The following is a 14,138-nucleotide window of genomic DNA, read 5'->3' as shown; positions in this document are numbered from 1 at the left end:
CCTCGTATCTATTGCGCAGATAGCTATCAATTAAGGAGCGTTTTAGCAAACTCCGGCCCTCGCCCCGAGAAGATCGCCGCTCCCTGCCCGGCTATCATCTCCAGCACTTAATCAGGGGGATCACGGATGCTGAATGGCCTATGGTTTGGATTTTTTTTAGTCGCCACCGTGTCGGCGCTTTCGCGCTGGCTACTGGGCGACCCAACCGTGTTTGCGGCGATGGTCGAAAGCCTGTTTGCCATGGCCAAGTTGTCGGTCGAAGTGATGGTGATCCTGTTCGGCACCCTGACGTTGTGGCTGGGCTTTTTGCGCATTGCCGAACGCGCCGGGCTGGTGGACTGGCTAGCGCGGCTGCTCGGGCCGCTGTTTGCCCGCCTCATGCCTGAGGTGCCACGCGGCCACCCGGCACTCGGCCTGATCACACTGAACTTTGCCGCCAATGCCCTCGGGCTGGACAACGCCGCCACCCCGATTGGCCTGAAGGCCATGAAGGCCCTGCAGACGCTCAACCCCAGCACAACCACGGCCAGCAACGCGCAAATTCTGTTTCTCGTGTTGAACGCCTCATCGCTGACCCTGCTGCCGGTGAGCATCTTCATGTACCGCGCCCAGCAAGGTGCCGCTGATCCGACCCTGGTGTTTTTGCCGATTCTGCTGGCCACCAGCGCCTCCACCCTGGCCGGGCTGTTGTCGGTGGCTTTCATGCAGCGGCTGAAACTCTGGGACCCTGTGGTGCTGGGCTACCTGATTCCCGGTGCGCTGCTGCTGGGCGGCGGCATGGCGGTACTGGCTGGCTTGTCGGCCACCGCGCTGGCAGCGCTGTCGTCGCTCATGGGCAACCTGACGCTGTTTGGCTTGATTCTGCTGTTCCTGCTGGTCGGTGCTTTAAGAAAAGTGCCGGTGTACGAGGCCTTTATCGAGGGCGCCCAGGAAGGTTTCGAGGTGGCCAAAAATCTGCTGCCGTATCTGGTGGCCATGCTGTGTGCGGTGGGCGTGCTGCGCGCCTCCGGCGCCCTGGATTTGGGCCTGGACGGCATTCGCACCCTGATCGGCTGGACCGGTTGGGACGCGCGCTTTGTCGATGCCTTGCCAACGGCGCTGGTCAAACCTTTTTCCGGCAGTGCGGCCCGGGCGATGCTGATCGAAACCATGCAGAGTCATGGCGTCGACAGCTTCCCGGCGCTGCTGGCGGCGACGATGCAAGGCAGCACCGAAACCACCTTCTATGTGCTGGCGGTGTACTTCGGCTCGGTCGGCCTCCAGCGTGCGCGGCATGCCGTGGGCTGCGCGCTGTTGGCAGATTTGTCCGGGGTGCTGGCTTCCATCGGTGTTTGCTACTGGTTCTTCGGCTGAGTCGCCATCCAAGCCCATGACCTGAAAATCAACGATGAACATGAACCCCGCTTTCCCCATCCACTATGTCAACCCGGTTTTTCGCCCGCCCAGCGAAGCGCAGTCGCTGATCCTGCCGGTGACCAACGGTTGCTCGTGGAACAAGTGCACCTATTGCGAGATGTACACCGCGCCACAAAAGAAATTTCAGGTGCGCGACGAAGCCGAGATGCTGGCGAGCATCCGCGGCTGCGGGGAACAGTTTGCCGCCGAGGTGCAGCGCGTCTTTCTGGGCGATGGCGATGCCATGGTGCTGTCCACCCGTCGGCTCATGACCTTGCTGGCCGCCATCAAAGACGGCTTGCCCAAAGTTCGACGCATTTCCAGCTACTGCTTGCCGCGCAACCTGCGCAACAAGTCGGTTGCGGAACTTCAGGAACTGCGCGAGGCGGGCTTGTCACTGGTCTACGTCGGCGCCGAGTCGGGTGACGATGAGGTGCTGCAAAGGGTGAACAAGGGCGAAACGTTGGAGTCCACCCGCGAGGCGCTGGACAAGCTGGGCGCGGCGGGCATCAGCCGCTCCGTGATGCTGCTCAACGGGCTGGGCGGCCGGGCGCTGTCACAGCAGCATGCCACCAACTCGGCACGCCTGATCAACCTGACCCAGCCGGAATTTCTGGCCACCCTGGTGGTCAGTTTCCCCCAGGGCGAAGCGCGATTTCGCCAGGCTTTTGCGCAATGGGAGCCTTTGGATCAGCAGGAACTGTTTGCCGAGATGGCGCAATTACTGCAGGCGCTGGAGCTCAAACGCACCGTATTCCGCAGCGACCATGCCTCGAACTGGCTGGTACTCAAAGGCGTGTTGGGGGCGGAAAAGGAGCGGCTGCTCTTGGAAGTCAAAACCGCGATGAACCGACCGGAGTCGGCCAGCTTAAGGGAGGAGTGGCAGCGGGGTTTGTAGGGAGCGGCGGCTTTCGCGGTTGCCGCCCTCCTCCACGGTCGTCAACGTGACCTGTATGCTGACAAGTGGATTCCTGACAGAAGAAAATTGAACCCAAGTCAATGACAACGCGGCAGTGCGGCAATGCGGCACTGCATTAGGCATGTCATTGACCAGGATCCATGTAGCGGTAGTTCTCTGCCAGCAAGCGGGTGGCTTCGGCGTTGCGCAAATGAAAAAGGCTTGAAGCGCTGCTTACTTCCGCGTCCGAGGCAAATCGGTACAGCGACGCAACGGGAAACAGGTGGGTCAGATGTAGCCCAGAATGCGCCACCAAATGCTGCCGACCACGACCAGAATCAGCAGGTTGATCACGCTCATCACCGCGCCAGCTTTCCACCATTCATTCAAGGTGGTGTAACCCGAACCAAAAATAATAGGTGCCGTGCCTGTGGCGTAGTGGGTCAACGACATCATCAGCGAAGACGCAAAAGCCAGCACAAAAGCCAGCAGCATTGGCGGCGCGCCCAGCGCCACACCGGCGGTAAAGAAGGCGGCAAACATGGCGGTAATGTGCGCCGTGGTGCTAGCAAAGAAGTAGTGGGAGTAGAAATAGATCAACACCAAAATGGCCGTGGCGCTGATCCAGCCCAAGCCGAGATAGCTAATGCCGTTTTGAATGCTTAACGAAAACCAGCCAATCAAACCCAGTTTGCCCAGAAAAGAAGCCATCATGACCAACGCGGCAAACCAGATCAACGTGTCCCAGGCGCTCTTGGCTTTGAGAATGTCGTCCCAAGCCAGCACGCCAGTCACGATTAAAAGCGCCAAACCAATGATGGCCGTGGTGGTGGGATTGACGTCAAAAGCGGGGCCAAACAACATGCTCGGTACACCGGCCCACATAAACAGCATCAACCCTGAAACGGCCAGCAGGATGAACTCGGACAACTTCAATGGTCCCAGTTTGACCAGCTCGGTTTTGGCAAACGCTCTGGCGTTCGGCGTGTTTTTGATTTCAGGCGGAAACATGAAATACAACACCAAGGGCATCAACAGCAACATGCAAGCGCCAGGCAGCAACGCCGCCAAAGCCCATTGCGCCCAGGTGATGCTGATGGCTGAGTTGGTGGCTTTGGCAACCAAGTCCACGATCAAGGGATTGGGCGCGGTAGCCGTAATAAACATGGCGGATGTAATGGGGTTGGTGTTGTAGTTCACCAGCGCCAGATACTTGCCGATCTTGTTTGAAGTGCCCAACTCAGGGCTGGAGCCAAAGCTGTCGGCAATCGACCGCATGATCGGGTGAATGATGGCCCCGCCGCGCGCCGTGTTGCTGGGCGTCACCGGGGCAATCACCAACTCGGACAAAACCAAACCATACGCCACGCCAATGGTTTTTTTACCAAACAGGGCAATAAAGTAATAACCAATTCGGGTACCCAATCCGGTTTTGGTCAGGGCCACGGCCATCATCACGGCAATGGCAATCAGCCAAATCAGCGGGTTGGAAAAACCACTCAACGCATCGGCAATCGCGCCATCCGGGTTGCCCGGACGGGTGACTTCGGTCACGGCGACCAAAGAAATGCCCACAATTGACAAAGCGCCAATCGGCATGGCTTTGCCAATAATGGCGGCAACGGTGCCAATAAATATCGCCAGCAGATGCCACGCTTCTGGCGTGACTTTGGCTGGAACAGGAATGACAAACCAGATAAGGAGCGCCAAGGCGACCGCAACGGCGGTGGGAAGGGGTTTGGGGAGTGTGAGATTGTTCATCGCGTTTTTCACCTCAAGCCAGGCTGCGGTGCAGCCCAAGACAACAAAAGGGTTTTAAGAATCAATGACGTGGGAGGTCACCAAGTCTGTAAGTTAGTGTAAGGAAAGTACGGCGCTGAAAGCCCATTTTCCAGAATCAAAAACTTGACTTGAATCAATCTAAATCGTTAATTTATATCAATTTGAAGACTTTACACGCCGCAAGAGCAGCACCATCGGCGTCACGGCAGTGATCGGAATCAGCGACGAAAACGCCACCGTCCCAGCGCAAAATTTGACGCCCGGTAATGGACACGGGCAGGCAGGCAAAAACAACCGTGAACACGGCCCTCAGCGAGGTCGCGACTTCGGGCATGGCGGTGCCCACCGCCACAAGCCAGCAAAAAGCCCGAACCGGTGAGGGTTCGGGCTTTGCACTAAGGTTTAACGGTGAAGTTACTTCCTGGCTGGCGGCAAATCCGTGCAGCTGCCGTGCGCCACTTCCGCCGCCATGCCGATGCTCTCACCCAACGTCGGGTGTGGGTGAATCGTTTTGCCGATGTCCACCGCATCGGCGCCCATCTCGATCGCCAGCGCAATCTCGCCGATCATGTCGCCGGCGTGGGTGCCGACCATGCCGCCGCCGAGGATCTTGCCGTGGCCGTGGGCCTCGGGTGAATCGTCAAACAGCAGCTTGGTGACGCCTTCGTCGCGGCCATTGGCAATGGCGCGGCCGGAGGCGGTCCAGGGGAACAGGCCCTTCTTGACCTTGATGCCTTGCGCTTTCGCTTGGTCTTCGGTCAGGCCAACCCAGGCCACTTCGGGGTCGGTGTAGGCCACGCTCGGGATGACGCGGGCGTTGAAGGCGGCGCTGGCCAGCTCTTGGTTGCCTTGCAGTTCACCGGCAATCACTTCCGCTGCCACATGGGCTTCATGCACCGCTTTGTGCGCCAGCATCGGCTGGCCGACGATGTCGCCAATGGCGAAGATGTGCGGCACATTGGTGCGCATCTGGATGTCGACGTTGATGAAGCCACGGTCCGTCACGGCCACGCCGGCTTTGTCGGCGGCGATCTTCTTGCCGTTCGGCGTGCGACCCACTGCTTGCAGCACCAGGTCGTAGGTCTGTGGCGCCGGGGAGCTACCGCCCTCTTCCGCTGGCGCAAACGTGACTTCAATGCCTTCGGGGGTCGCTTTGGCGCCCACCGTCTTGGTCTTGAGCATGATGTTGTCAAAGCGCGGTGCATTCATCTTTTGCCAGATCTTGACCAGGTCACGGTCGGCGCCCTGCATCAGACCGTCCATCATTTCCACCACGTCCAGGCGGGCGCCCAGTGCGCTGTACACGGTGCCCATTTCCAGGCCGATGATGCCGCCGCCCAGAATCAGCATGCGCTTGGGGACTTCTTTCAAAGCCAGCGCGCCGGTACTGTCCACCACGCGCGGGTCGTTCGGCATGAAGGGCAGGCGCACGGCCTGGCTACCGGCGGCGATGATGGCTTTCTTGAAGGCAATGGTTTGGGTCTTGCCGGTTTTTTCTTGCGATGTGCCGGTGGTTTCTTCCACCGTCACATGGTTGGCGCCAACGAAGGCGCCGTAACCGCGCACCACGGTCACTTTGCGCATTTTGGCCATGGCCGCCAACCCGCCGGTCAGCTTGGTGATGACTTTTTCTTTATGGCCGCGCAGCATGTCCACGTTGACGGTGGGCGCGCCAAAATCGACGCCAAGCGCCGCCATGTGGCTGACTTCGTCCATGACGGCAGCGACATGCAGCAGCGCCTTGCTGGGGATGCAACCCACGTTCAGGCAGACGCCACCCAGTTGGGCGTAGCGCTCGACCAGGATGACTTTCAGGCCGAGGTCGGCGGCACGGAAGGCGGCCGAATAACCGCCGGGGCCGGCGCCGAGCACCAGCAGGTCGCAGTCCAGATCGACGCTGCCGGCAAAGGAAGCGGCGGCAGGCGCGGCTGATGCAGCCACGGCAGCAGCGGGAGTTGCTACAGTTTGTGTAGCTGCTTGCGCAGGCACGACGGGGGCTGCAGCCTGTTTTTGCTCTACAACTGGGGCAGCGACTTCACCGGCCGCCTCCAGCAGCAGCAGCACAGAGCCTTCTTTCACTTTATCGCCGAGTTTGACCTTGAGCTCCTTCACCACGCCGCCATGGCTGGAGGGGATTTCCATGGAGGCTTTGTCGCTCTCCACCGTGATCAGGCTCTGATCCGGCTGGATGGTGTCGCCTACTTTGACCATGAGTTCGATGACGGTCACTTCAGCGAAGTCGCCGATGTCTGGTACTTTGATGTCGATGATTGCCATGTCGTCTCTCTCTTTTTACTTTTTGAGCTTGACCGTGAATACTTCAATCGGTTCAGCGGAATTTTTGTCGAATTCGCACCCGGCCTGGACGCCAATGGTGGCCAATTCACGGGCGGTCTTGGTGCGGCCCCAGGTGGCGTGCATGGCGCCCAGCGCAAAGCCGCGCCCCGAGCCGATGCCCCAGAACTCGTTGAATTCAAACACTTCGCGGTAGCTGTACAAGCCATAAATGCCGGAGGCATTGGCAATCAGCACACTGAACTGGCTGGATTCATACGGGTCGTTGTCGTCTTCTTTGGTCTGCAGGAAAAACGTTTCCTTCAGCAGCGGGTGCAGCCGGGTGAAGGTGTCAAACACGTCGTCCTTGCTGCCGAGCTTGAGCTGGTCTTTGGGCAAGGCCGTCATGGCCTTGCGCAGCACCGGAAAATGCGCCACGGTGCCCGCAAGGCCCACATAGCTCACGCCCGTGGGCGTGTCCACCTTGAACAGCTTGCTGTTGGGCTCGTAGCGGTGGCTCAGGCGGGTATCGCCAAAAGTCACCAGCGTGTCCGCCGCAATGGCCACCTGCCCGGCTTTTTTGACGACAACCACGGTGGTCACAGCGAACGGCCCGGGTTCGTCACAACAAGACCCGGCGGAAATCGCCCAGGATCTGGCCCAGATAAACGTTGAAGCGGGCCGCCGCGGCACCGTCAATCACCCGGTGGTCCCAGGTCAGGCTGAGCGGCAACATCAGGCGTGGCTGGAACGCTTTGCCATCCCAGATGGGCTGGATGGTGGACTTGCAGACACCCAGAATCGCCACCTCCGGCGCATTGATGATCGGCGTGAAGTAACGCCCGCCAATGCCACCCAGGCTGGAAATGGTGAAGGAGGCACCCGACATTTCGGCCGGACTCAACTTGCCGTCACGCGCCTTTTTGGCCAGCTCGCCCATCTCTTGCGAGATTTGCATGATGCCTTTTTTATCGGCATCCTTGATCACCGGCACCATCAGTCCATTGGGCGTATCGGCGGCAAAACCGATGTGGTAATACTGCTTGTAGATCAGGGCGTCGCCATCCAGCGAGCTGTTGAACTCGGGGAATTTCTTGAGCGCGGCGACGCAGGCCTTGATCAGAAACGCCAGCATGGTGACCTTCACGCCCGACTTTTCGTTCTCCTTGTTGGTGGAGACGCGGAAGGCTTCCAGATCGGTGATGTCGCAGTCGTCATGATTGGTGACAGCCGGAATCATGATGGCGTTGCGCAACAGGTTGGCGCCGCTGATCTTCTTGATGCGCGACATCTCTTTGCGCTCAATTGGGCCGAACTTGGCGAAGTCCACCTTGGGCCACGGAATCAGGCCCAAGCCGGCACCGTCAGTACCCGCTCCGGCGCTCTTGGCCTTGGCCTCAACCGCCAGCGTTTGAATCGCACCGCTCATGACCGAGCGAGTGAAGGCTTGCACGTCCGCATCGGTGATGCGGCCTTTCAGACCGCTGCCTTTGACCTCGTTCAGGGGCACGCCCAGTTCGCGGGCAAATTTGCGGACCGAGGGTGAAGCGTGCGGCAGACCGACCGGCGCACTGGTCGGATTGTGGGCCGGCACCGCCAGCACGGCGGCTGGTACAACGACAGCCGCGGCAGACACAGCGGCCTGCGCAACCGGCGCTGGCGCTGCTGCTGCAACGGGCGCTGCCACAGATGCGGGCGCCTGCGCTGGTGCGGTGTCAGCCGCTGGCGCAACGCCTTCCAGAATCGCCAGCAGATCGCCAATATTGACCTTGTCGCCAACCTTGACCTTGAGCTCTTTGAGCACACCGGCACTGCTGGACGGAATCTCCATCGCCGCCTTGTCGGACTCCACCGTCATCAGCGACTGTTCCAGCCGGATGTTGTCGCCCGGCTTAACCATGATCTCAATCACGGCCACGTCCTTGAAGTCGCCAATGTCGGGCACCCGGACTTCAACCGGAGCGGTGCTGGCCGCCGGACTCACGGGGGCGGCGGCAATTGCTACTGAATTTGTAGCTACTTGCGTAGGTGCGACGGGGGCTTTCGCCTGTTTTGACTCTAAAACGGGTTCATCAGGAGCAGCGGCAACAAATTCGGGCGCAGGCGCCGCGTCGGCCACTGCCGCCACGTCCAGCAGCAGCACCAGTGAACCCTCTTTCACCTTGTCGCCCAGCGCAACTTTCAGCTCTTTCACCACGCCGGCGTGGCTGCACGGGATTTCCATCGAAGCCTTGTCCGACTCCACCGTGATCAGGGATTGCTCGGCCTTCACCGTGTCGCCGGGTTTGACCAGCAACTCGATGACGGTCACCTCGGAAAAGTCACCGATATCCGGGACTTTAATTTCAATTACAGACATGCGTGCTCCTTGTTCTTTTTAAGCGTAAAGCGGATTGACCTTGTCGGTCTGGATGCCGTATTTGGCAATGGCCTCCACCACTTTGGCCACCGGCACGGTGCCCTCTTCGCTCAAGGCCTTGAGCGCCGCCACCACGATGTAATGGCGATTGACCTCGAAATGCTCGCGCAGCTTGCTGCGGAAATCGCTGCGGCCAAAACCGTCGGTGCCCAGCACCTTGTAAGGCCGGCCCTTCGGGATGAACGAACGGATTTGTTCGGCATACGCCTTCATGTAATCGGTCGATGCCACCACCGGGCCGGTGTGTTTTTCCAACTGCTGGCTGACAAACGACACGCGCTGTTCACCGGCGGGGTGCAACAGGTTGTAGCGCTCACAGTCCTGGCCGTCCCGCGCCAGTTCGTTGAAGCTGGGGCAGCTCCAGACATTGGCGGCAACGCCCCAGTCTTTTTCCAGCAACTCCTGTGCCGCAATCGATTCGCGCAGGATGGTGCCGGAGCCCAACAGTTGCACGCGCGGCGTCAGTTTGGAGCCTTCCTTGCACAGGTACATGCCCTTGATGATCTGCTCTTCCGTGCCAGCGGTCAGACCGGGCATGGGGTAGTTTTCATTCAGCAAGGTGATGTAGTAATAGACGTTGTCCTGCTTCTCCACCATGCGCTTCAGGCCATGGTGCAGGATGACGCCGACTTCATGCGCAAAGGTGGGGTCGTAGCTGACACAATTCGGAATCGTGCCGGCCATGATGTGGCTGTGACCATCTTCGTGTTGCAGGCCTTCGCCGTTCAGCGTGGTGCGTCCCGAAGTGCCGCCCAGCAAGAAGCCCCGCGCCTGCATGTCACCGGCCGCCCAGGCCAGATCCCCCACGCGCTGGAAGCCGAACATCGAGTAGTACACGTAGAACGGGATCATGATCCGGTTGTTGGTGCTGTAGCTGGTGGCGGCGGCAATCCAGCTGCTCATACCACCGGCTTCGTTGATGCCTTCCTGCAGGATCTGACCCTTTTTATCTTCCTTGTAGTACATCACCTGGTCTTTGTCGACCGGCGTGTATTTCTGGCCTTCCGGGTTGTAGATACCGATCTGACGGAACAGACCTTCCATGCCGAAGGTGCGGGCCTCGTCCACCAGTATCGGTACCACACGCGGGCCCAAGGCTTGGTCGCGCAGCAACGTGGTCAAGAAGCGCACATACGCTTGCGTGGTCGAAATTTCGCGGCCTTCGGCCGTGGGTTCCATCACCGACTTGAAGGTTTCCAGCGAAGGCACGGTAAATTGCTCGTCCGCCTTGGTGCGGCGATGTGGCAAGTAGCCACCCAGCGCCTTGCGCCGTTCGTGCAGGTACTGCATTTCAGGCGTGTCGTCCGCTGGCTTGTAAAACGGCACTTCCGCGAGCTGGCTGTCAGGAATAGGGATGTTGAAACGGTCACGGAAGATTTTGATGTCTTCATCGGTCAGCTTCTTGGTCTGGTGCACATTGTTCTTGCCCTCACCGCTCTTGCCCATGCCAAAACCTTTGACGGTCTTGATCAGCAACACGGTCGGCTGGCCTTCGTGTTTGACGGCAGCGGCATAGGCGGCGTAGACCTTTTTTGGATCATGGCCGCCGCGACGCAAGGCCCAGATCTCGTCGTCGCTCATGTGCGCAACCATCTCCAGCGTCTTCGGGTCACGGCCAAAGAAATGCTTGCGCACGTAGGCGCCATCATTGGCCTTGAAGGCCTGGTAATCGCCATCCAGCGTTTCCATCATCAGCTTCTTCAAGGCGCCGTCTTTGTCACGCGCCAGCAGGGGATCCCAGTCGCTACCCCACACCAGCTTGATGACGTTCCAGCCAGCACCGCGGAACTCGCCTTCGAGCTCCTGAATAATCTTGCCGTTGCCGCGCACCGGGCCATCCAGACGCTGCAAATTGCAGTTGATGACAAAAATCAGGTTGTCCAGTTTTTCGCGCGCCGCCAGACCGATGGCACCCAGCGATTCCACTTCGTCCATTTCGCCGTCACCGCAAAACACCCAGACCTTGCGATTGGCCGTATCGGCAATGCCACGGGCATGCAGGTACTTCAAGAAGCGCGCCTGGTAGATCGCCATCAGCGGGCCCAGCCCCATCGACACGGTCGGAAACTGCCAGAACTCGGGCATCAATTTGGGATGCGGATAGCTGGACAGGCCGTTACCGCCGACTTCCTGGCGGAAGTTGAGCAGCTGCTCTTCCGTCAAGCGTCCTTCGAGATAGGCGCGAGCGTAAACACCCGGGGAAACGTGGCCTTGAATATAGAGACAGTCACCGCCATGGTTTTCGCTCTCGGCATGCCAGAAATGGTTAAAGCCAGCGCCAAACATGTGCGCCAGTGAGGCAAAGGAACCAATGTGACCACCCAGATCGCCGCCATCCACCGGATGATGGCGATTGGCTTTGACCACCATGGCCATCGCATTCCAGCGCATGTAGGAGCGCAGACGCTCCTCAATTTCGATGTTGCCGGGACAACGCTCTTCCTGATCTGGCTCCAGCGTGTTGACATAGCCGGTGTTGGCCGAAAACGGCATGTCGATGCTGCTTTGGCGGGCATGCTCGAGCAACTGCTCCAGCAAAAAATGGGCGCGTTCGGGGCCTTCGCTCTGAATCACGGCGGACAGGGCGTCCATCCACTCTCGGGTTTCCTGACTGTCCGCATCTTGCGCGGGGGAGCCTGATGAATTCTCGGGAACTGCTGACATGCTTGTCTCCTGGGTTTTTTTTACTAATCTGACGCGATTTTTAACACGGCAAATTAATTCTCTCATAATTATCTGAGTATTTCAAATGGCGCATCATCATTTCATATTAAGAAATATGAATAATCAAATGAAGCTTGATCCTTCATAAAAACAGTGCGCCGCATACACTTGACAGCATGTCTTTGCCACAGCAACCCCTCTCATTTCCCAGCCCCATGAATCTGCCCCCTGTGGCCCGGTTGAAGCGCTGGTGGCAGCGCTTGACGCCGCAACGCCAGGATCGATTCGCCGTCTTGGCGCCGCTGGCGGCGGTGCTGCTTTTTCTGGCGGCCATCGTGGCCGCGTTTGGCTACTTGCGACTGGAAGAAATTGAGCGCGAACAGGAAGCCGTTCAACGGGATGTGGAATACACCCAGCAGCGTCTGCGGCTGCGCCTGCTGGAGCGACAGGAGCAGCTCATGCGGATCGCCCGCGAGATTTCCAACAATGAACTCGATCCCGACGAATTCCAGAGTCGGGCAGAGGCGCTGGTCAACCAGTACCCTGATTTGCAAAGCCTGACCTGGATTGATGGGCGTCGGCGTATTCGGGCCACGTTTGGCACGGCCAGTCTGTCGGCCAATCAGCTCCGCATGGTGGGAAGCACACTCAATACGGGCGAAACCGAAAGCACCTTCAAACTGACCCAGGAGCTGCAGCAACCTATTTACTCGCAGAGTTTGGTGACAACAGACGCCCCTGCCCCGCTGCAACTGCACATCCCCTTAACCGAGCGCGCCGGTTTTTCGGGAGTTCTGCTGGCCGAATACTCGGTCGATGGTTTGTTTCGTTATGGCGTTCCAGCCGAGGTGTCGGCTCGGTATGCCATTTCATTCCATGATGCCCACGGGGGCTTGCTGGCGGGCACCAGTATTCCGGCCCGCAACCCCGCCACCCGACTGATGCCCTGGGCCAGTCCGGTCAACAGCTACGAGGTGCCGGTTTCCCCCGTCGGCAACGGCCTCGTCATCCGGGGCCAGGCTTACCGCACCTCGCTGGGCGTGATCGGCAGTGGCCTGTTTTGGCTGGTGACCGCGTTGAGCATGATGACGGCCTGGATGCTGATTGCCAACTGGCGCCATACCCGCCGTCGCCTGCAGGCCCAGCAAGCACTGATTTCAGAAACAAGCTTCCGTCGGGCCATGGAAAACTCCATGCTGACCGGCATGCGGGCGCTGGATTTGCATGGTCGCATTACCTATGTGAACGCGGCTTTTTGCCAGATGACCGGCTGGAATGAATCCGATCTGGTGGGGCGGACCGCACCGTTCCCGTATTGGCCGGAAGAAGAACAGAACACGCTGGCCGTCCGTCTGGAAGAAGAACTGGAAGGAAAAATCCAGCCGGGTGGCATGCAAATGCACGTCAAGCGGCGCGACGGCTCACTGTTTGATGCCCGGCTGTACGTGTCACCGCTGATTGACGCCCAAGGCATCCAGACCGGCTGGATGACCTCGATGACCGACATTACCGAACCCAACCGGGTTCGCGAGCAACTGTCCGCTTCGCATGAACGTTTCACCACCGTCCTGGAAGCACTGGACGCGTCCATCTCGGTGGCACCGCTGGGCAGTGACGAGTTGTTGTTTGCCAACAAGCTGTACCGTCTTTGGTTCGGCATCCAGGCCGGGGGACATCTGCAACTGGTCGCCCAGGCGGGTGTGCCCGAGACGCCGCCCAGCGATGAGTCCCTGGACAACGTCGACGCTTTTGCGGGCCTGCCCACCGACTCGCTGCCCGACACCGAGGCCGAGAGTTCAGAAATCTACCTGGAGCCGTTAGGCAAATGGCTGGAGGTACGCACCCGCTATTTGAGCTGGGTCGATGGTCGCCTGGCGCAGATGGTGATTGCCACTGACATCACGGCACGCCGGCTCGCCGAAGAACAATCAGCGGCACAGACCGAACGGGCGCAAACCGCCAGTCGCTTGATCACCATGGGTGAAATGGCGTCCAGCGTGGCGCATGAGTTGAACCAGCCGCTTACTGCCATCAACAACTACTGCAACGGCATGGTGTCGCGCATCAAGGCCCACCAGATCAGTGAAGAGGATTTGTTGGGTGCGCTGGAAAAAACGGCCAAACAGGCGCATCGCGCCGGCCAGATCATTCAGCGCATTCGCTCCTTCGTCAAACGCAGCGAGCCCAATCGCTCACTGGCGGTCATCTCCGGCATGGTGGATGAGGCGGTTGAGTTGGCCGACATTGAACTGCGTCGCCGCAATGTGCGGCTGACGCACTATGTGGCGCCTCACATGCCGGCCCTGCTGGTGGATCCGATTCTGATCGAGCAAGTCCTGGTCAATCTGCTCAAAAATGCGGCCGAGTCGATTGACTCGGCACAGCGCCCCACAGCCCAGCGCAGCGTCAATTTACGGGTGGCCCCCAAACAGGTCGATGACAAACCCGTGATTGAATTCACGGTCGTGGATTCCGGCATGGGGCTTGCGCCGGAAGTGATGGCGCGGCTCTACGAAGCTTTCTATTCGACCAAGGCCGAAGGCATGGGCATCGGACTGAGCCTGTGCCGCTCGATTGTGGAATCGCACATGGGCCGAATGAAAGCCGAGAACCTCTACAATGGCGCCGAGGTAACAGGGTGCTGTTTTTCCTTCTGGATTCCCTTGACAGAATCCCCGCAGCCGATGGCGCAACTCCCGCACTGAT

The 14,138-nt window shown here is 59.3% G+C and carries 9 protein-coding genes; 3 read left to right on the top strand and 6 right to left on the bottom strand.

The window, feature by feature from the left end; all coding sequences use genetic code 11:
* Positions 1-126 precede the first annotated feature (126 nt).
* Both HHJ17_RS03335 and HHJ17_RS03330 read left to right on the top strand, forming a co-directional pair.
* On the top strand, positions 127-1,353 hold the full coding sequence (locus HHJ17_RS03335; protein WP_296498368.1) for a spore maturation protein: 1,227 nt from the start codon (positions 127-129) through the stop codon (positions 1,351-1,353).
* 34 nt (positions 1,354-1,387) lie between these two features.
* On the top strand, positions 1,388-2,293 hold the full coding sequence (locus tag HHJ17_RS03330; RefSeq protein ID WP_296498366.1) for a radical SAM protein: 906 nt from the start codon (positions 1,388-1,390) through the stop codon (positions 2,291-2,293).
* Positions 2,294-2,581: 288 nt separating this feature from the next.
* Here the strand turns inward: HHJ17_RS03330 and HHJ17_RS03325 are convergent, their stop codons facing one another.
* The 6 genes from HHJ17_RS03325 to aceE all read right to left on the bottom strand — a co-directional run bounded on the left by HHJ17_RS03325 (position 2,582) and on the right by aceE (position 11,432).
* Complete coding sequence (locus HHJ17_RS03325) at positions 2,582-4,054, bottom strand: DASS family sodium-coupled anion symporter (protein ID WP_296504986.1); 1,473 nt, start codon at positions 4,052-4,054, stop codon at positions 2,582-2,584.
* 172 nt (positions 4,055-4,226) lie between these two features.
* Positions 4,227-4,409, bottom strand: a complete 183-nt coding sequence (locus HHJ17_RS03320; RefSeq protein WP_296503460.1) for a hypothetical protein — start codon at positions 4,407-4,409, stop codon at positions 4,227-4,229.
* An 80-nt stretch (positions 4,410-4,489) separates the two neighbouring features.
* Positions 4,490-6,352, bottom strand: a complete 1,863-nt coding sequence (gene lpdA / locus HHJ17_RS03315; protein WP_296503462.1) for a dihydrolipoyl dehydrogenase — start codon at positions 6,350-6,352, stop codon at positions 4,490-4,492.
* A gap of 15 nt (positions 6,353-6,367) precedes the next feature.
* Positions 6,368-6,952, bottom strand: a complete 585-nt coding sequence (locus HHJ17_RS03310) for an MFS transporter (RefSeq protein ID WP_296503465.1) — start codon at positions 6,950-6,952, stop codon at positions 6,368-6,370.
* Between the two features lie 19 nt (positions 6,953-6,971).
* Positions 6,972-8,708, bottom strand: coding sequence for a dihydrolipoyllysine-residue acetyltransferase (gene aceF, locus HHJ17_RS03305; RefSeq protein ID WP_296503467.1), 1,737 nt, complete (start codon positions 8,706-8,708; stop codon positions 6,972-6,974).
* Positions 8,709-8,726: 18 nt separating this feature from the next.
* A complete protein-coding gene (gene aceE / locus HHJ17_RS03300) occupies positions 8,727-11,432 on the bottom strand; it encodes a pyruvate dehydrogenase (acetyl-transferring), homodimeric type (protein WP_296503468.1) in 2,706 nt (901 codons plus the stop codon).
* Positions 11,433-11,647: 215 nt separating this feature from the next.
* Between aceE and HHJ17_RS03295 the strand changes: the two genes are divergently transcribed.
* Entirely contained in the window at positions 11,648-14,137 is a 2,490-nt protein-coding gene (locus HHJ17_RS03295; protein WP_296504985.1) for a PAS domain-containing sensor histidine kinase, read from the top strand.
* The last annotated feature ends 1 nt before the right edge of the window (position 14,138 follow it).

It is taken from the genome of Rhodoferax sp., from assembly GCF_012927445.1.
Taxonomy (GTDB): Bacteria; Pseudomonadota; Gammaproteobacteria; order Burkholderiales; family Burkholderiaceae_C; genus Rhodoferax.
Note: the sequence above shows the minus strand (reverse complement) of the source record. Positions and strands in the feature narration are given on the sequence as shown.